Annotated in this window: 21 protein-coding genes; 10 read left to right on the top strand and 11 right to left on the bottom strand. The window is 63.5% G+C overall.

Translation table 11 applies throughout. The features are described from left to right. Positions 1-63: 63 nt before the first annotated feature. The 4 genes from QQK18_RS16205 to QQK18_RS16190 all read right to left on the bottom strand — a co-directional run bounded on the left by QQK18_RS16205 (position 64) and on the right by QQK18_RS16190 (position 4,923). Positions 64-678, bottom strand: coding sequence for an RNA-binding protein (locus QQK18_RS16205; RefSeq protein WP_284341402.1), 615 nt, complete (start codon positions 676-678; stop codon positions 64-66). Positions 679-813: 135 nt separating this feature from the next. After that, on the bottom strand, positions 814-2,418 hold the full coding sequence (gene nusA, locus QQK18_RS16200) for a transcription termination factor NusA (RefSeq protein WP_284341401.1): 1,605 nt from the start codon (positions 2,416-2,418) through the stop codon (positions 814-816). Between the two features lies 1 nt (position 2,419). Then, a complete protein-coding gene (rimP, locus tag QQK18_RS16195; RefSeq protein WP_284341400.1) occupies positions 2,420-3,034 on the bottom strand; it encodes a ribosome maturation factor RimP in 615 nt (204 codons plus the stop codon). Positions 3,035-3,333: 299 nt separating this feature from the next. Further along, a complete protein-coding gene (locus QQK18_RS16190; protein ID WP_284341399.1) occupies positions 3,334-4,923 on the bottom strand; it encodes an MFS transporter in 1,590 nt (529 codons plus the stop codon). A gap of 306 nt (positions 4,924-5,229) precedes the next feature. Between QQK18_RS16190 and QQK18_RS16185 the strand changes: the two genes are divergently transcribed. Next, the gene (locus tag QQK18_RS16185) at positions 5,230-5,496 is read left to right on the top strand and encodes a hypothetical protein (RefSeq protein WP_284341398.1); all 267 of its coding nucleotides are present in this window, start codon (positions 5,230-5,232) and stop codon (positions 5,494-5,496) included. 154 nt (positions 5,497-5,650) lie between these two features. On the opposite strand, the gene QQK18_RS16180 is transcribed toward QQK18_RS16185, so the two are convergent. The 5 genes from QQK18_RS16180 to lnt form a co-directional block, all read right to left on the bottom strand. Next, positions 5,651-6,037 (bottom strand): winged helix-turn-helix transcriptional regulator, encoded by a 387-nt coding sequence (locus QQK18_RS16180; protein WP_284341397.1) that lies wholly within the window; start codon positions 6,035-6,037, stop codon positions 5,651-5,653. 262 nt (positions 6,038-6,299) lie between these two features. Beyond that, positions 6,300-7,013: a tRNA (guanosine(46)-N7)-methyltransferase TrmB gene (gene trmB / locus QQK18_RS16175; protein WP_284341396.1), complete on the bottom strand. Its 714-nt coding sequence runs from the start codon at positions 7,011-7,013 to the stop codon at positions 6,300-6,302. Positions 7,014-7,060: 47 nt separating this feature from the next. Beyond that, positions 7,061-7,282: a hypothetical protein gene (locus QQK18_RS16170; protein WP_284341395.1), complete on the bottom strand. Its 222-nt coding sequence runs from the start codon at positions 7,280-7,282 to the stop codon at positions 7,061-7,063. A gap of 45 nt (positions 7,283-7,327) precedes the next feature. Next, positions 7,328-8,584, bottom strand: a complete 1,257-nt coding sequence (gene metK, locus QQK18_RS16165) for a methionine adenosyltransferase (RefSeq protein ID WP_284341394.1) — start codon at positions 8,582-8,584, stop codon at positions 7,328-7,330. A gap of 138 nt (positions 8,585-8,722) precedes the next feature. After that, entirely contained in the window at positions 8,723-10,321 is a 1,599-nt protein-coding gene (gene lnt / locus QQK18_RS16160) for an apolipoprotein N-acyltransferase (protein WP_284341393.1), read from the bottom strand. Positions 10,322-10,441: 120 nt separating this feature from the next. Between lnt and tsaB the strand changes: the two genes are divergently transcribed. The 4 genes from tsaB to QQK18_RS16140 all read left to right on the top strand — a co-directional run bounded on the left by tsaB (position 10,442) and on the right by QQK18_RS16140 (position 12,833). Continuing rightward, complete coding sequence (tsaB, locus tag QQK18_RS16155; RefSeq protein WP_284341392.1) at positions 10,442-11,056, top strand: tRNA (adenosine(37)-N6)-threonylcarbamoyltransferase complex dimerization subunit type 1 TsaB; 615 nt, start codon at positions 10,442-10,444, stop codon at positions 11,054-11,056. Between the two features lie 6 nt (positions 11,057-11,062). Next, positions 11,063-11,545 carry a ribosomal protein S18-alanine N-acetyltransferase gene (rimI, locus tag QQK18_RS16150; protein WP_284341391.1) on the top strand — a complete coding sequence of 161 codons (483 nt, stop codon included), beginning with the start codon at positions 11,063-11,065 and terminating at the stop codon, positions 11,543-11,545. Positions 11,546-11,635: 90 nt separating this feature from the next. Continuing rightward, positions 11,636-12,031 carry a Fur family transcriptional regulator gene (locus tag QQK18_RS16145; RefSeq protein WP_284341467.1) on the top strand — a complete coding sequence of 132 codons (396 nt, stop codon included), beginning with the start codon at positions 11,636-11,638 and terminating at the stop codon, positions 12,029-12,031. Between the two features lies 1 nt (position 12,032). Next, positions 12,033-12,833, top strand: coding sequence for a lysophospholipid acyltransferase family protein (locus tag QQK18_RS16140; protein ID WP_284341390.1), 801 nt, complete (start codon positions 12,033-12,035; stop codon positions 12,831-12,833). Positions 12,834-12,866: 33 nt separating this feature from the next. Here the strand turns inward: QQK18_RS16140 and QQK18_RS16135 are convergent, their stop codons facing one another. Next, complete coding sequence (locus tag QQK18_RS16135) at positions 12,867-13,139, bottom strand: hypothetical protein (RefSeq protein WP_284341389.1); 273 nt, start codon at positions 13,137-13,139, stop codon at positions 12,867-12,869. A gap of 242 nt (positions 13,140-13,381) precedes the next feature. Between QQK18_RS16135 and QQK18_RS16130 the strand changes: the two genes are divergently transcribed. The 5 genes from QQK18_RS16130 to QQK18_RS16110 all read left to right on the top strand — a co-directional run bounded on the left by QQK18_RS16130 (position 13,382) and on the right by QQK18_RS16110 (position 17,822). Beyond that, the gene (locus tag QQK18_RS16130) at positions 13,382-14,227 is read left to right on the top strand and encodes an SDR family NAD(P)-dependent oxidoreductase (protein WP_284341388.1); all 846 of its coding nucleotides are present in this window, start codon (positions 13,382-13,384) and stop codon (positions 14,225-14,227) included. Positions 14,228-14,333: 106 nt separating this feature from the next. Continuing rightward, positions 14,334-15,224: a metal ABC transporter substrate-binding protein gene (locus QQK18_RS16125; protein ID WP_284341387.1), complete on the top strand. Its 891-nt coding sequence runs from the start codon at positions 14,334-14,336 to the stop codon at positions 15,222-15,224. Continuing rightward, positions 15,221-16,132 carry a manganese/iron ABC transporter ATP-binding protein gene (locus tag QQK18_RS16120; protein WP_284341386.1) on the top strand — a complete coding sequence of 304 codons (912 nt, stop codon included), beginning with the start codon at positions 15,221-15,223 and terminating at the stop codon, positions 16,130-16,132. Before QQK18_RS16125 ends, QQK18_RS16120 begins: the two co-directional genes overlap by 4 nt. Further along, positions 16,129-16,983, top strand: a complete 855-nt coding sequence (locus QQK18_RS16115) for a metal ABC transporter permease (RefSeq protein WP_284341385.1) — start codon at positions 16,129-16,131, stop codon at positions 16,981-16,983. The genes QQK18_RS16120 and QQK18_RS16115 overlap by 4 nt, the downstream gene beginning before the upstream one ends. Further along, the gene (locus tag QQK18_RS16110; protein ID WP_284341384.1) at positions 16,980-17,822 is read left to right on the top strand and encodes a metal ABC transporter permease; all 843 of its coding nucleotides are present in this window, start codon (positions 16,980-16,982) and stop codon (positions 17,820-17,822) included. The genes QQK18_RS16115 and QQK18_RS16110 overlap by 4 nt, the downstream gene beginning before the upstream one ends. Positions 17,823-17,886: 64 nt before the next feature. Here the strand turns inward: QQK18_RS16110 and QQK18_RS16105 are convergent, their stop codons facing one another. Next, the gene (locus QQK18_RS16105; protein WP_284341383.1) at positions 17,887-18,243 is read right to left on the bottom strand and encodes a hypothetical protein; all 357 of its coding nucleotides are present in this window, start codon (positions 18,241-18,243) and stop codon (positions 17,887-17,889) included. Positions 18,244-18,248 lie beyond the last annotated feature (5 nt).

The following is an 18,248-nucleotide window of genomic DNA, read 5'->3' as shown; positions in this document are numbered from 1 at the left end:
CGTCTTTGCGGCAAAGCGGCACCGACTACGCCTTATGGCGTCGGTATCGTCTCTACCCCGGGTTTAGGCGTTGTAGCGGGTCAGTCTGAGGCCCTTGTCCAACGCCGATCGGGCTGCCGCCCCAGTCATGAGGGCAGCATGTATCACATTTTCCAGGCCGAGTGCCAAACCCAATTGGTCCGAACTCAGCAATTCGAGATGCGGCACGGTAAACGCCGCTTCTCCGGCTTCCTCGGCCGCATAGTGCAGCGCGCGCAGCGCCTGGGCCATCTTGTTGCGTCCGTCCTCGGCCGCATCGGTGGCGGTGATGAGCGCCAGGAGCTCACCCGACTCGATCGCCGCCTTGACCTTGCCGGCGCCGGTGGCCAACTGGCCGGCCTTGCGAGCCATGGCGAGGCTGGAGGCGAAACGCTGCTCGAGGCGCAGGCGGGTGAGACCCGCCAGATCCTCGGGAAGCCTGACCTCGGTCTTGAGGCTGCGGGCAAAGACTTTCTTGCTCGCCGCCTCTGCGACCGCGGCGTGGCTCAGGGTGATCCACACGCCCCGGCCTTCCGCTCGCGCCTCGGTATCGGGCACCAAGACCCCGTCCGGACCCAGCACGAACCGGATGAGGTCCGTGACCGGCTTTTCCGTTCGCGTCAAGGCACAAAGCCGGGTCGTCGCTTGGCTTGGGGGCATGATCGGACCCCTTCCGCTGCGAGCGCCGACCTAGAGCGCGACGCGATTTGATTCTATCAAATCACATCCCGCTCCGGGTTTTGTTGTCGCGGGATTTCTCACGAAAAACCGGTTTCCACTTTTTCGCATCCCGCTCTAGACCGCAGCCTCTTCGCCGAAGTCGTCGGCCTCGCCGTCCTGGCTTGCCAACTGTTCCTCGGTGATCCAGCCGGCCTTGAGGCGGGCCTGCAGGATCATCTCCTCGGCTTCCTCGCGCGAGACGGGGAAGTCCTTGAAGGTACCGTCGAAACGCTTGACCTCGCCATCCTTGCGCTCGGTCCAGCCGACGAGATCGTCGGCGGCGCAGCCGGCAAAGTCCTCGACGGTCTTGATGTCCTCCTTGCCGAGCGCCACGAGCATCGCGGCGGTCAGGCCGGCAATCTCATAAAGCTCGTCCTCGACGCCGAGCGCGACGCGCTCTTCATCGAACTTGCGGTCGATCTCGGCGAGATATTCGACGGCGCGATTCTGGATCTCGGCCGCGGTCTCCTCGTCGAACCCTTCGATCGAGGAAATTTCCTCAAGGTCGATATAAGCCAGTTCTTCGACCGAGGAGAAGCCTTCCGAAGCCAATAGCTGGGCAACCATCTCGTCAACGTCAAGGGCTTCCATGAACAAAGCCGAGCGTTCGGTGAATTCCTTCGTGCGGCGCTCGCTTTCCTCCTGCTCGGTGAGGATGTCGATGTCCCAGCCGATGAGCTGGCTTGCAAGCCGCACGTTCTGGCCGCGCCGGCCGATGGCAAGCGAGAGCTGCTCATCGGGCACGACGACCTCGATGCGCTCGGCCTGCTCGTCGAGCACGACCTTGGCGACATCGGCCGGCTGCAGGGCCGAGACGACGAGGTCGGCTATGTTGTCGGTCCAGGGGATGATATCGATTTTTTCGCCCTGCAGTTCGCCCACGACCGCCTGCACGCGGCTGCCGCGCATGCCGACGCACGCGCCGACCGGATCAATCGAGGAGTCGGACGAGGTCACGGCGATCTTGGCGCGGCTGCCCGGGTCACGGGCAATCGAGCGGATGGTGATGATGCCGTCGTAGATCTCGGGCACTTCCTGCATGAAGAGCTTGGCCATGAACTGCGGGTGCGTGCGCGACAGGAAGATCTGCGGGCCGCGCTGCTCACGCCGTACGTCATAGATGTAGGCGCGCACGCGGTCGCCGTAGCGGAACTGCTCGCGCGGAATGAGTTCGTCGCGCCGGATGATGCCCTCGCCGCGTCCCAGGTCGACGACGACGTTGCCGTATTCGACGCGCTTGACCGTGCCATTGACGATCTCGCCGATGCGGCCGGAATATTCCTCGTACATGCGGTCGCGCTCGGCGTCGCGCACCTTCTGGACGATCACTTGCTTGGCCGACTGGGCGGCGATGCGGCCGAACTCGATGGGCGGCAGCGGCTCGGTGAGGAAATCGCCGATCTTGGCGCTGGAGTTCTTGGATTGTGCAAGCTTCAGATTGACCTGGCGGGAAGGCTCCTCTACCTCGTCGACGATCTCGAGGAGCCGCCACATGCGCAATTCGCCCGAGCGCGGGTTGATCTCGGCCTTGATCTCAGTCTCGGCGCCGTAACGGGCCTTGGCGGCCTTCTCGATGGCGTCCTGCATGGCCTCGATCACGACCATGCGGTCGATCGATTTCTCGCGGGCGACGGCGTCCGCAATCTGCAGCAGTTCGAGCCTGTTCGCGCTGACGGCCATTTCAGTTCAACTCCTCAGAGGTATCGTCTTCGTCATATTCGACGACTTCGGTGTCCTGGTCGTCGATCGGGTACAGTTCCTGGTCTTTGCGCGCCTTGTCCATCAAGGCGTCGGTCATGACCAGCTTGGCTTCCCCCAGCATGGTCAAGGGCAGCCGGTGGTCGGGATCGGTGCCAGCCGGGGCATCGGGCAGGCGGATAGTGACAGCCTCGTCGTCGACCGCCTCGATGAGGCCGCGGAAGCGCTTGCGGCCCTCGATCATGTCGGAAAGCTCGACCTTGGCTTCGTGCCCGATATAGATCTCGAAATCGCGGCGCCTCACCAGCGGACGGTCGATGCCGGGCGACGAAACCTCCAGATGGTACTCGCGGTCGATCGGATCCTCGACGTCAAGGACCGGCGAAAGGTCTTTCGAGAGCTTTTCGCAGTCGGCGATGCTGAAGCGACCGTTTTCGTCCTCCGCCATTATCTGCAGAGTACAGCCATTCTCGGGGGTCACCTTGACGCGCACCAGCGCGTAGCCCAAGTCGTTGGCGACTGGCTCGACGATAGCGGCGATGCGGGTTTCGAGCCCGGTTTCCTTGATATAGCGCTTCTCGGTAAGATCGAAGCCCATTGGGTGCTTGAGGTCCCTTTAGTAATAAAAAAGAGCGGGGCCGGTCGGCACCCACTCTGCAATCAAGCCAGAGATGTTAGGCGTTATATAACGCGCGACTGCCCTTCGCGCAAGGGCGGGGTGCCGCGCAGCGAAAGGCGCGTGCAGACGCCTTTCGCCCGATCCAACGCGCCTGGAGCGCGATAGGATTTGATGCATCGATCCTATCGCGCTCCAGCTCATTGTTGTCGCGGGCTTTTCGCGAAAACCCGGTTCCCATCCCGGCTCAAGTCCGGGACAGGCTTTTTTCGCATCCCGCTTTAGCGAGCGGACGCGGTTTTGACGTCGCCTTCCGCCGCTTCCGCCTCGGGGGCCTGAGCGTGTCCGGCATTGGTGCCGAGCGGGCCAATGTGGCGCAGCGTCAAGATGGCAATGAGCGCGACCAGCAACAGGATTGCGGCCTCGATGCCGGTGACGACGGTCATGGCGGACGAGAAGGCCTCGCGAGCCGTTACCAGCAGTTCCGCGCCGATCCCTTCAGGCAGCGTCGCGGCGGTTTCGACCGCGCCGGCCAATGTCTCGAAGGCGCCGGTGGCCGCCTCGGCTTCGATGCCATCCGGCATGGCACCGGCAAGACCAGCACGATAGAGGGCGATGGCAAGGCTGCCGAAGGCCGCGATGCCGAGGCTGAAGCCCAGTTCGCTGCAGGTTTCCTGAAGGGCAGCTGCAGAGCCGGCCTTTTCGGGCGGCACCGTGCCGAGCAGGATGCCGGTGCCGAGGCTGACCATGGGGGTGCAGCCCAGGTTGAAGAGCACGAAGCCCGCAATCAGGGCGAGTAGATCGCCGCCGATGACTGCCATCATCAATACCAGCGCGCCGAGACAGGCAAGAACGAGGCCGCCGGCAATGAGATGAGCCGGCCGCATATGGCGGGCAATGATGGGCGACAACATGAAGCCGGCAACGGACGCCAGTATCCCCGGCAGCCCCAGCACGCCAGCAATGGTCGGCGTCAGGCCCACTACCAGCTGCAGGTATTGGGCAACGAACAGCATCAGCGCGCCGGTCATGGTGATGAGGAACATGCCGGCGACCACGGCGCTGAACGCCCGGTTGGCAAAGAGCGACAGGTTGAGCAGGGGATCGTCGAGCCGCAGCTGGCGAATGATGAAGATGGCCATGAACGTCGCGCCGACGACGAGGGCGATGCCGGCCTGCGCGAGGTTCTCGCCCTTGGCGAACTCCTTGAGCGCGAAGACGATGGGCAGGATCGCGGCCAGCGAGAGCAGCACGCTCTTGAGATCGATGCGGCCGGCGGATTCATCGCGGTATTCGGGCAGCAGGATCGGGGCGGTCAGCAGCAGGAGCAGCATGACCGGCACGCCGAGAAGGAACGGCGCGCCCCACCAGAACCGCTCGATCATCACTCCACCCACGAGCGGGCCGAGCGCCATACCGCCCATGAAACAGGTCAGCCAGATGGAAATGGCCATGCCACGCTGGCGCTCATCGCGAAACATGTTGGTGATGAGCGCAAGGATCGAGGGAGAAAGCGTCGCCCCGGCAACACCGAGCAGGGCGCGGGCGGCAATGAGGGTAGCCGGAGTAGGCGCGAAGGCGGCAAGGACAGAGGCCAGGGCAAACGCCGCCCCACCGATCATCACCAGCTTGCGCCGTCCAATGCGGTCGCCAAGCGTGCCCATGGTGATCATGAAGCCGGCGAGCATGAAGCCGTAGATATCCATGATCCAAAGTTGTTCGGCGCTGCCTGCGCCGAGCTCGGCGCTGATTCGCGGCAACGCCAGCAGAATGACGGAAACGTCGATCGAAACCAGAAGGGTCGGCAGGGCGAGGACGGCGAGACCCGTCCATTCGCGGGCGGATGCACGTTGGGCAGAACGGTCGATCATGGCTTGCCTCCGATGCTTAAGCCGCGCCTTAAGTATAGCTGCATGCGGTCGGCGTCAATCCTTAAGTACGGACTTAAGCAATTTCTCGCCGCGCACCGTCACAGCGGCGTTGCGTTCGGGGCGGAAGCATCTATGAAACCCAGTGTCGTCGAGGAAACTGAGTTACCTATAAGTGCCTGAATTTCCTTTAAAAAACCCTAGTGGGCCATTCCGGATCTTCAAGCCCATTATTACAGTTTTTTGTCACTTGCGGATGAAATTGGCGATGATCATTTCCGGTGTGTTCAAACGAAAGGAACACCGAAAATGATCAAGACCTCTCTCGTTGCTCTCGCCACCGTTGCCGCATTTGCCGGCGTTGCCGTGCCCGCAATGGCCGATACCAATGACGACAGCGACAACAGCTATGTGCGGGACGCCCAGATCGCCCAGATCGAGCTGCGCCAGCAGGGAGTCCCCGCCTCTTCGGTCGACGAGTGGAACGGCCTGTGGCGCGCGTTCGTCGTCAATGACGACGGCACCCAGAGCATGAAATTCTTCGACAAGACCACCCTGGCTCCGATCACACTGTGATCCAGTGCCGGGAGAACGGACGCCGCCGGTGAATACCGACGGCGTCCCGCGCCCGGCAGAGCCGCTGGAGCGCGATGCGATTTGATGGACTCAAATCGGTTTTTGTTGTCATGGAAGGTTTCGCGCAGAACCAGTCCCAACTTTCTCGCACGCTTCAACGCGAGATGACGAGCCGCGCGTTCGCCGAGTGACTGGCAGCATCGAACCGCCGGCGGGCTTCTTCGACCTGGGCCCGATGGGCGCGAAAGAAAATTTCGAGCTGGTCGGCCAGTTCGAGCAGGTCCTGCCCCAGATCGGTCAACTCATACTCGACCCGCGGCGGGATCGTGGCATAGAGGGTGCGACTGACGAAACCATCGCGTTCCAGTTCTCGCAGCGTCGTCGTCAGGATCTTCTGCGAGATGGTGCCGATGGATCGGCGCAGCTCATTGAACCTCAACCTCTCGTTCCTGAGGCTGGTGACCACGATCAGCGTCCATTTGCTGGGCCTGACCATCAGCACCTCGTCCGGCATGTCACGGCGGAAAGCGGAACTCGTCATGAGCTACTCCGGAAAAGACCAATGTGCGCTGGCAAACGCCTGCGCGAATGAACACGCTTTAAACATGATTAGGAGGTGCGCCGTCCCGACAGGATGGCGCAGCCCCCTCAGCCTGCGATATGGGTAGAACGAGCCCTCGGGTCCAGAGTCGGAGGCTTAAAAAAGTTCCATCCTGACAAGAAGATTTACCGCAGGTTAAACCGGCCGCTCGCCCGTAGCAGCCCGCTTCCCCTGAGCAGCGCCATCCCGGCTCGGAACGGCGTCAGCGCTTCTCAAAAATGAAATAGAAGCTCTTCAATCGGCCCTCGCGCCGGGCCTTCTGTTCATAACGCGTCGGCTGCCAGCCGGGATAGGGCTCGTGCCAGCCGCCCGGCGTTGCCGGTGCGAAATGGAAGGCGGGCTGACGCAGCACGTGGGCCAGCGTCCAGTTGGCGTAGTCCTCGATATCGGTGGCAAAATAAAATATCCCCCCAGGGCGGATGACACGCGCCAATTCCGCCAGCGTTGCCGGCGAGACGAAGCGACGCTTGTGGTGCCGCGTCTTGGGCCAGGGATCGGGATAAAGAAGATAGACCGCCTCGAAGGCGGCATCTGGCAGGCGGAGCAGGAGCTTCAGCGCATCGTCGGTGAAGAGCCTGACATTGGTGAGCCCGTCCCTCTCGACCGCCTGCAGCAGCTTGGCAATGCCTCCCGAAAACACTTCGCAGCCGATGAAGCCGGTTTCCGGGTAGGCACGTGCCTGCCGCGCCAGATGCTCGCCTCCGCCATAGCCGATCTCGAGGACGAAGGATCGCGCTTGCGGAAAGAGTTCCGCCGGGTCGACGGAACCCTCCTCATCGGCAATCGTCAGTTTCGGCAGCAGCGTATCGTAGAGGGCGCGCTGGCCCTCGTGCAGGGTCTTGCCCGAACGGCGGCCGAAAAAAGCGCGAGGCGCGCCGTCGAGGGTTTTTGGGAGGTCGCGGATCTTGTCAGCCATGGCGGGTCTCTACCCGGCCTCGGGCTCGCCTCCAAGCCTGTTTTTGTCTAGCCGACGACTAACTCGTAGGACATGAAAGCGACCGCAAGGAGCAGGACCACCATCGCGATGTGCTCCCAACTGAAACGCAGTTTACCCCCGCCGGGCGGGTCCGGCAGCAGTTTGAGCTTTTCCTGTGGATCGCCCCATTTGAGGCGGCGGAAGCGGTAAAGGTTATCGGCCATGGCAGCATCGAGGCAGGTGAACCGGCCGATGATGTCGACAACCATCTAACCGGCGATTAGCTCGTTGCCGTGTATCTTATCTTTCGCCCTCTACTTCACCGCGGCTTTCAGCGCGCTGACGAGGTCGGTCTTTTCCCAGGAGAACGAGCCGTCACGCCCGGGCTTGCGGCCGAAATGGCCGTAGGCGGCGGTCTTGGCGTAGATCGGGCGGTTGAGATCGAGATGGGTGCGGATGCCGCGCGGGGTCAGGTCCATGACCGTCGAGAGCGCCCTCTCGACCGCCGATTCGTCGACCTTGCCTGTCCCATGCAGATCCACATAGATCGAGAGCGGCTGGGCAACGCCGATGGCGTAGGAGAGCTGGATGGTGGCGCGATCGGCAAGGCCGGCAGCCACCACGTTCTTGGCAAGATAGCGCGCCGCATAGGCAGCCGACCGGTCGACCTTGGTCGGGTCCTTGCCCGAGAAGGCGCCGCCGCCATGGGGCGCAGCGCCGCCATAGGTATCGACGATGATCTTGCGGCCGGTGAGCCCGGCGTCACCGTCCGGCCCCCCCACGACGAACTTGCCCGTCGGGTTGACGTGCCAGACAGTCTCCTCGCTGATCCAGCCCTCGGGCAACGCCTCGCGGATATAGGGCTCGACGATCCTGCGCACGTCGGCGGACGTGAGCTCGGAGTCGAGGTGCTGGGTCGAGAGCACGATCTGGGTCACGCCAACGGGAATGCCGTTCTCGTACTTGACCGTCACCTGGCTCTTGGCGTCGGGGCCGAGGAGCCCGGCCGGGCCGTTGTTGGCCTTGCGCGCCTGGCTTAGCACCGAGAGGATCTTGTGGGCATAGTAGATCGGGGCGGGCAGGAGCTCGGGGGTCTCGCGCGCGGCATAGCCGAACATGATGCCCTGGTCGCCGGCGCCCACCTCCTTGTTGCCGGACTCGTCCACGCCCTGGGCGATGTCCGCTGACTGGCCGTGCAGCAGCATGTCGATACGGCAGGTCTTCCAATGGAAGCCGGCCTGCTCGTACCCGATGGCGCGGATGGCCTTGCGGGCGGTCGACTTGAACTTGGCCGGATTGACGATGGGATTGCCGGCGGCGTCCTTGACGATGTTGCCCTCTCTGTCCTTCTTGAGGAGGGTCTCGGGCACACGCACCTCGCCGGCGATAACGACGCGGTTGGTCGTCGCCAGCGTCTCGCAGGCGATGCGCACCTTGGCCGGGTCCATGCCGGTCTTCTTGGCTTCCTTGAAAATCAGATCGACGATTTCGTCGGAGATGCGGTCGCAGACCTTGTCCGGGTGGCCTTCGGAAACCGACTCGGAGGTGAAGAGATAGGAAGAGCGTGCCACGCCAAGTCCCTCAAAAATGCCTCGCAAGGCGCCATTTCGACTGGTTGGACATGGTTTTTGGCACCGCGCCGAGCTCCGGTCAAGCGGGATATAAAGAAAGCTTGATATGATCCGAGCGGCGGAAATGAAATCTCTTGCTCACCGCCGACGCCGCCGGCGCCCGGTGGCGAGGCCGATCAGCAGGCCCAGCGCCAGGGCGGCGAGCAGCGGCCAGTGGCGGTAGCGGGCAAAGAGGGTCGGCTCGAGCCGCTGGTAGACCGCGGCGTCCACCACCGCCATCTCACGCGGGGGAAGCTCTGCTGTGATCCGCCCCAACGGGTCGGTTGCCAGTGTCACCCCGGAGTTGGCCGCGCGCACGAGGCTCATTCCCTCTTCGACCGCCCGCACGCGCGCATGATGAGCATGCTGGGCCGGGCCGATCGATCCGTCGAACCAGGCGTCGTTGGTGATGTTGAAGAGGAATTGCGCCGCGCCGGTATCGCCCAGATCGCCCGAGAAGATGATCTCGTAGCAAATCAGCGCCAGGAACGGCGGCGTGCCGGGGACCTGCATCAGCCGGCGGCGCGGGTCACCGGCGGCCCATCCTTCGGCGCCAGGGACGAATTGCTTGATGCCCAGATTTGCCCAGAACTCCTGGAAGGGCAGGAACTCGCCAAACGGCACCAGGTGCGACTTGTCGTAGCTTGCAACGATCTCGCCGGCATCGTCGATGGCAAGAATCGCATTGAACGGCGCCGTACCGGGCGCGGCCTCGAAGGGCACTCGCGGCGCGCCGGCAAGGAGCGTGACGCCCTGGGGCAGCATGCGGGCTATGCGGGCGAGCGCTTCCGGGTACTGGCTGAGATAAAAGGGCAGTGCCGATTCCGGCCAGACGACATGGGTCGCCGCCGCCAGGCCCGCATCGTCGGGGCCCATGCGCATCTCGGTGAGCATGATCAGCCGGTCGATGATGGCCGCAGGATCGACATTGCCCCAATCGGCGTGCTCGTAGACGAGCGGCTGCACGAGGCGCAGGCGGACATCTTCGCGCGCAGTGACGGGCGTTCCGGCAAGGCGGTTGTAGCCGTAGCCCAGCTGCGCGGCGATGACGGCAAGGGCAAGGAAGAATGGCGCCAGGCGCCGCGTCAGCGGCCGTTCCTCGGCCGGCCAGATCAGCGCCGGGGTCATGGCGAGAAGCGCGGCAAGGAAGGTGAGGCCGTAGACGCCGATGACCGAGGCCAACTGCATCATCTCGGCGGTGGGGGTGAGCGCATAGCCGAGAAGATCGAAGGGAAAGCCGGAGAGCACATGGCCGCGCGTCCATTCGGCGATGGTCAGGAATGTTGCAAGCGTTACGATCCGCCAGGGCCCATGCGACCAGAACAGGTGAGCTGCCGCGCTGGCGAGGCCCCAGAAGGCGGCAATGAGCGCGGCGAGCGCCAGGATCGCGAAGGGCATCAGAACCAGCATGAAACCGCCATCGACGAAGAAGGCGGTGCCGAGCCAGTGGAAGGCAACGGTGAAATACCCCCAGCCGAAGGCGAACCCGATGGCAAAGGCCGGTCCGAAGAGGCGGGCGAAGCCTTTGCCGCGCTCGGCGCCATCGAGGCACCAGATCCAGACAGGAAAGGCAAGGAACACCGCCGGCAACACGAAGAGCGGCGGCACGGAAAGCCCGGCGACGGCACCGGCGACGACGAGCAGCAGAAAGCGCCGCCAGCCATGGGCGAGCATGGCAGTCTCAGCCAGAGGGGTCATCGAGGGGTGTCCCCGAGCGAATCAGCGCGCATGACGGCAAAGTCGCCGCCGGTTCGGGCAGCGTCAAGGCGGTGCCGCGCGGGGCTCGACTTGCGCGTGCGGCGGGGTTAGAGGCAAATGATGCCTTCCTCCGCGCCCATCACCCTTGCCATCGATACTGCCGCGCCGCGCCTGCAACTGGCGCTGCTGATGGCTGACGGGACGTCCGACGTCAGCGTCGACGAGATCGGCACCGGTCATGCCGAGCTGATCTTTGCGCGCATCGAGACGCTGCTCGCACGCAATGGGCTGGCCTATGGCGATCTGCAGCGCCTTGCCGTCACGACCGGCCCCGGCTCGTTCACTGGACTCAGGATCGGTCTTTCGGCGGCGCGCGGTGTTGCGCTAGCCCGCAGCATACCCGTCGTCGGCGTACCTTCGCTCCTTGCTCTCTCGCTTTCGGGGGAGGCCGCTCGGTCGGTCTGCGTGCTCGTCGATGCGCGGCGGGGTGAGGCCTATTTCCAGGCGTTCTCGGCGCCTGGCGTACCGGAGGGACCGGCGCGGCTGATGACCATGGAGGCGGCGCGCGCGGCGGTCCGCCCCGATTGCGTGCTGATCGAGACGCCGTTTGTCGACATTGTCCACGTGGCGCGCTTTGCCGCGTCGGCCGATCCGGTGGCGTTCGCGCCCGAGGCCGCCTATATCCGCGATGCGGATGCCAAGCCGCAGACGAACAAACGCATAGCTAGGCTTTGAAGGATCGTGGACAGGCTGTGGATCGCCCCCGGCGGGCTGCATATCGAACCGGGCATCGGCGCGGATGCCGAGGCGCTGGCGCGCCTGCATGCGGGCGCTTTCTATCGTGGCTGGCCGCGTGAGGAGTTCGCGGCCTATCTCGGTGATTCCCGCACCACGCCGGCCTATGTCGCGTGCGACGCCAACCGGCGGATCGCCGGGTTTGCCATGCTGCGGCTCGCCGCGGACGAAGCGGAACTGCTGACCCTCGCGGTCGACCCGAAATGGCGCGGCAAGGGCGTCGGACGCGCACTGATGCACGCCGCCTTCGAGGACCTCATGTTCTCGCCGGTCACACGCATGTTCCTGGAGGTCGACGAGGCCAATCTGCCGGCCGTGCACCTCTACCGGCGCGAGGGCTTCGCGCAGGTCGGCGAACGGCATGGATACTACGCGCGACCGGACGGCAGCGCGGCGACCGCGCTTGTCATGAGCCGCGATCTTGGTTAACCCGCTGATGGGCGAACGCGACACGGGGGTCGACAGGTGAGCAAGACCGAGCAGGACCTCAGCCTCGAGGAAGCCTGTGCGGCGCGCGGCATGCGCATGACCGACCAGCGCCGCGTGATCGCGCAGGTGCTCGAGGCCGCGACCGACCATCCCGACGTCGAGGAGCTCTACCGGCGCGCCTCGACGATCGATCCGCGCATTTCGCTTTCGACGGTCTATCGCACCGTCAACCTCTTCGAAGAGGCCGGGCTCGTCACAAAGCACGACTTCAAGGACGGCCGCGCCCGCTTCGAGCCCATTCCCGACGAGCATCACGACCACCTCATCGACATCCGTTCAGGCAAGGTCATCGAGTTCCGCAACGAGGAAATCGAAGCCATACAGGAAGTGATCGCCCGCAAGCTCGGCTATCGGCTCGTCGACCATCGGCTTGAGCTCTATGCCGTACCGCTCGAAGGCAAGGCGAGCACCGACAAGGAGAAATAGATTGGTCTTCCGCAGCCTCTTTTTCATCCTCATCTACGTGCCGTTCATTCTCGTTATCATTCCCACCCAGTTCCTGATCCTGGCGCTGCGCCTGCCGTTCTGGCAGGCGGGACCGCGCCTCTTTCACAGGCTGGGCTGCATCTTCCTCGGATTGAAGGTCACCGTCGTCGGCCAGCCGGCGACGGGAAGACCAACCCTCCTCGTTTCAAACCACATTTCCTGGACCGATATCATTGCCATAGGTTCGGTTGCCGACGTGACGTTCGTTGCCAAGAGTGAGGTTGGCAAGTGGCCGTTCGTCGGCTTCATGGCAAATTTGCAAAGGACCATCTATGTCGACCGCACCCGCCGGAGCGACGCAGGCCGGACCAGCCGCGAGATGGCCTCGCACATGGCGGCGGGCAATGCGGTACTGCTCTTTGCCGAGGGCCAGTCCGACATCGGCACACATGTCCTGCCGTTCCGCTCGGCGCTGATCGGGGCTGCCCAGCACGCCATGGAGGAAGCGGGCGCGGAGGACGTGATGATCCAGCCGCTGACCGTCGCCTACACACGCCTGCAAGGGCTGCCGGTGTCGCGCAACGAGCGCTCGCTCATTGCCTGGATCAAGTCGAAATCGGTCGGCCAGAACATCCGCGAAATCCTGACCGGCGGCACCAAGGAAGTAACCATCGCCTTCGGCACCCCCGTGCCCCTCAGCCACGGCGCCGACCGCAAGGTCGTGAGCAAAGCGGCCGAGAGTGAGGTGCGGCGCACGCTCGTGGCGCTCAACCGCGGCCTCGATTTGCCGGTCAAAGTCTAAATTTGCCGCTGCTGGGCCCATGCCCAGGACCGGTTATTCGGCCGCCAGCGGCGGCTTGCCGGGGTCGAGCTGCGCCTTGACGCGGGTGATGATGTCGCTCGCCTTCATCATCAAGGCGAGGTCGATATCGGCCTCGCTCATTTCATCGTTCACCTCGGTCCAGACATTCACATGGATGTCGTGTTCCTGGGTGAAGCCTTCCTGTACCTCGCTCAGCACCGCCCGGACCACGCCGACCACCCGCCCTGCGATTCGCGGGTGCGGGTGCCGCTCGGTGACGGCGATGTCGATGAGTTTAAACGTCAATCTCAGCTCCCGTTAAGGAGCCCCCAATCGATCAGTTTAAGCAGCAAAAACTGGCAGAAAGTTAACCGAGTGTAACGGACCGGCCGTGTGTCACGCTTCTGCGACATCAGTTGGTTGGCTTTTCGCAGTCGAGCGCTGAAACGCTCCGATGTCGATCCCAATGGTGCTGGCCGGCTTATTGTTGATGCCATGGCCGATACGTTCATGCAGAATTGAGCCTCACCAAGAAGAGGACCACTGCCATGCTGCCATTCCTCAAATCCGGCGAGACCGCTGTAATCACAGGCGCTGCGAGCGGAATCGGACGGGCGACCGCGGAGCGTTTGTCGCACTATGGCTTGAATCTGGTTCTCATAGACTCGGACGATGCGCTTCTGAACCAGGCAGCCTCTGAGCTCGAGACGGCAAACGACGGTGCGGTCGTAGGCATTGTTGCCGATGTCTCGGATGCCCAACGACTGAACTCGATCGCCGCTGATGTCTTCTCGCGCTTCGGCAGCGTCTCCTTTCTCATGAACAACGCAGGCGTTCACGTTCCGTCTTCGCCCTGGGGCGATCGCGCGGGCTGGGAAAAGATGCTGGCGGTAAATCTCTGGGGGGTGTTCAACGGCCTCGAGGCCTTTGTCCCGCAAATGTCGGCATCAGGACACCGCGGATGGATCGTCAACACCGGCTCGAAGGAAGGCATCACCACCCCTCCGGGTAACGTCGCCTATTCAGTGTCGAAGGCGGGCGTGAAGGTATTGACCGAACAACTGGAACATGAACTGCGCTCCAAGTACCCCGGTCAATTGACGGCCCACCTGCTGGTTCCGGGCTACACCTTTACCGGGATGCACAGCCGCAGGCTCGGCGCAATCAAGCCGGAAGCCGCTTGGACCTCAGACCAAGTTGTAACCTACATGCTGGACCGGCTCGAAGAAGGCGCCTTTTATATAATCTGCCCCGACAACGAAGTTTCATCCGAGCTCGACCGCACCCGCATCACCTGGGCCGCAGAAGACATGACGCAAGGCCGGCCGGCCCTGTCGCGATGGCATCCGGACTACAAGGATGCTTTCATCGCCCGCGCTTCGGACAAGACATAGCGCTGGCCGGGCCCCGCGCCTGGGTTGAGTCCTTCTCGGCAACCTACTTGCGAATGATTTGCAGTTGCATTATGTGTGCCAAGGTTCGTATTTCAAGGGATCTGCAATGCATCGTCGTCTTTTCATTTCGCTGATTGCCGTCACCGCCCTGGCGACGAGCTTGCCGGCTCATGCCCAGGATGGGTTCAAGGCCGTCACCAGCTTCACCATCCTCGCCGATATGGCACGTAACGTTGCCGGGGACGCAGCCGAGGTCGTTTCCATCACCAAGCCGGGGGCCGAGATCCACAACTATCAACCCACGCCCGGCGACCTAATCGGCGCGCAGGACGCCGACCTTATCCTCTACAATGGGCTGAACCTCGAACTCTGGTTCGAGCAGTTCCTCTCCAACCTCGGCGACATTCCGAGCGTCATCCTTTCGGATGGGGTCGAGCCTATGAGCATCGCGGACGGGCCCTATTCGGGCAAGCCTAACCCTCATGCCTGGATGTCGCCGTCGGACGCCCTCGTTTATGTCGAGAACATCCGGGCCGCGTTTGTCGAATACGATCCGGAGAACGCGGAGACCTACAACGCCAATGCCGCCGCCTATTCAGCCGAGATCGAAGCGACCGTCGCGCCGATCCGCGAGGCGCTCGCCGCAATTCCGGAGGAGCGGCAGTGGCTGGTGTCGAGCGAGGGCGCGTTTTCGTATCTCGCCCGCGACTTCGGCCTCAAGGAAGCGTTCCTGTGGCCGATCAACGCCGATCAGCAGGGAACGCCCCAGCAGGTGCGCCGCGTTATAGACCTCGTGCGCGAGCACGATATCCCCGCGGTCTTTTCGGAGAGCACCATTTCTCCCGAGCCCGCCGAGCAGGTCGCCCGCGAAACCGGTGCCAAATATGGCGGCGTGCTCTATGTTGATTCGCTGACCGACGCCAATGGGCCGGTGCCTACCTATCTCGACCTGTTGCGCGTGACGACGCAGACGATCGTTGCAGGACTGGAACCGTGAAGCAGATCCCGGCCATCGGCCTCGACGTACGCGACATCACCGTCGCCTACCGCAACGGCACCACGGCCATAAGCCGTGCGAGCTTCCGGGTTCCCCGGGGTTCCATTGCCGCCCTCGTCGGGGTCAACGGTTCGGGCAAATCAACGCTCTTTAAAGCGATCATGGGCTTCGTGCCGCTCGCCAGAGGGTCGGTCGAGATCCTCGGCGAGTCCGGGCGAGAAGCGTTGAAGAAGAACCTCGTGGCCTATGTGCCGCAAAGCGAAGAGGTCGACTGGAACTTCCCGGTTCTCGTCGAGGACGTGGTGATGATGGGACGCTACGGCCACATGGGACTGTTGCGCCGCCCCAAGCCGCACGACCGCGAGATGGTTGAAAATGCCCTCGCCCGGGTTGGCATGAGCGATTTCAGGAAACGCCAGATCGGCGAGCTTTCCGGCGGGCAGAGGAAGCGCGTGTTCCTCGCCCGCGCGCTCGCCCAGGAGGGACAGGTGATCCTCCTCGACGAGCCGTTCACCGGCGTCGACGTCAAGACCGAGGACGCCATCGTCGCGCTGCTGCGGGACCTGCGCGACGAGGGCCGAGTGATCCTGGTCTCGACCCATAATTTGGGCAGCGTGCCTGAGTTCTGCGACCGCACGGTGCTGGTCAAGGGCACGGTCCTGGCGCATGGACCGACCGAGGAGATCTTTACCCGCGAGAATCTCGAGGTCACCTTTGGGGGCGTCCTGCGCCATTTCGTGCTCGAGGGAAAGGGGCTGCATGCCGACGCAGATCCGAGGACTCTTTCGGTCATCACCGACGACGAGCGGCCGCTGGTCATGTACGGTGAAAAGGACCGCATGACGACGCAGTCCTCGGGACGGCCCGGCGAACGCAAGACCGGTCCAGCCGAGCAGGACACCGAATGATCGATACCCTGCTCGAACCGTTCTCCTACGGCTACATGGTCAACGCCATCTGGGTCTCGGCACTTGTCGGGGGCGTGTGCGCCTTTCTTTCGGCCTACCTCATGCTCAAGGGCTGGTCGCTGATCGGGGACGCCCTCAGCCACTCGATTGTGCCGGGGGTGGCCGGCGCCTATATGCTCGGCCTGCCGTTCTCGCTCGGCGCCTTTTTTGCCGGAGGCTTGGCGGCAGCGGCGATGCTGTTCCTGACCGAGCGCACCAAGCTGCGGGAAGACGCCGTCATCGGGCTGATCTTTACCGGCTTTTTCGGGCTCGGCCTGTTCATGGTCTCGGTGTCGCCGGTCTCGGTCAACATCCAGACGATCGTCCTTGGCAACATCCTTGCCGTGACGCCCACCGACACGCTGCAGCTCGTCATCATTGTCGCTGTCTGCCTTTGCGTCATGCTCGTCATCTGGCGCGACCTGATGGTGGTCTTCTTCGACGAAAGCCACGCCCGCTCGGTCGGGCTCAATCCGGACCTGCTGAAGGTCATCTTCTTCACTCTGCTAAGCGCGGCGACAGTCGCGGCCATGCAGACGGTCGGCGCCTTCCTCGTCATCGCCATGGTGGTGACGCCCGGGGCAACCGCCTATCTCCTCACCGACCGCTTTGGCCGGCTCATCATCATCGCTATCGCCATCGGCACGCTGACCAGTCTCGTCGGCGCCTATGTCAGCTACTTCCTCGATGGCGCCACAGGCGGCGTGATCGTCGTGCTGCAGACGCTGATCTTCCTCCTGGCCTTCGTTCTGGCGCCCAAGCACGGGCTGCTGGCGGCGCGCCGACGGATCGCCGAGGGGGTGCGGTCATGAGCGAACTCCTGCTTTGTCTCACCTGGCCCTTCCAGTTCCCGTTCATGCAGAACGCCTTCATCATCGGCGTGCTGGTGGCGATTCCGGCAGCACTCCTGAGCTGCTTTCTGGTGCTCAAGGGCTGGTCGCTGATGGGCGATGCCGTCAGCCACGCGGTCCTGCCGGGGGTGGTCCTCGCCTATATCGTGGGGCTGCCGCTGTCCGTCGGCGCCTTCGTTGCCGGCATGGTCTGCGCGATCGGCACCGGCTACCTCAAGGACAACAGCCGCATCAAGGAAGACACCGTGATGGGCGTGGTGTTCTCGGGCATGTTCGGGCTCGGCATCGTGCTCTACACCTCGATCACCACGGACGTGCATCTCGACCACATCCTTTTCGGCAACATGCTCGGGGCCAGCTGGCCCGACATTGCCGAGACCGGCCTCATTGCGCTTCTCGTTTCCGGCATCATCGCCTTTCGCTGGCGGGATCTGATGCTCTTCGTGTTCGACCAGCAGCAGGCCTCGGCCATCGGCCTGCCGGTCAAGGTCCTACACTACGGACTGCTGGCCATCCTGTCGCTGACCATCGTCGGGGCGCTGAAGGCCGTTGGCATCATCCTCGTCATCGCGCTGTTGGTGGCGCCCGGTTCCATCGCCTTCCTCATCGCCAGGCGCCTCGGCACCATGCTTGTCGTTGCCGTGGCGATTTCCGTCTCGGCGACCATCGCCGGCGTCTATGCGAGCTTCTGGCTCGACAGCGCCCCGGCCCCGACCATCGTTCTCTTGATGACCGCAACCTTCATCGTGGTCTTCATCTCGACCTCGATCCGCAACCGCAGGGCCGTGGCGACGGTCTGACTCTGTTCAAAGCAGAAAGAGCGCTCCTCGCGGAGCGCTCTTTCTTTTGCAGTAGCGGCGGCCGTCAGCCGCGGTGGCTCCTGAAGATCTTGAGGATGACGACGCCAGCCGGGACGGCGATGGCGGCGCCCATCAGGGGATGCAGCATGTCGGACATGCTGAGGTCCATATCGGCGCGGGTCACGTACTGGACGAAGGGGATGGCGTAGAGGCCGGCGGTGAGGCCTGCCCACCAGCGCAACGCCCTAATCCGGCTGTCCCTCCACGCGCCCCAGGTCATGAGCGCAACCGGGATCGAGGCGAAGAAAGCCCAGCCGGTCAGCACCATCACCGGCACGGCGATAGCCGAGTAGGTCACGTAGCGCGGCGCGATCTTGCGGGATTTGCCCCAGGGTGTCTGTTCGAAGGCTTCGGTGGTCATTTGCA

This window comes from Devosia nitrariae (assembly GCF_030160115.1).
GTDB classification, from domain to species: domain Bacteria; phylum Pseudomonadota; class Alphaproteobacteria; order Rhizobiales; family Devosiaceae; genus Devosia; species Devosia nitrariae.
The sequence above is the reverse complement of the archived record's forward strand: the minus strand, read 5'-3'. Positions and strand labels throughout refer to the sequence as shown.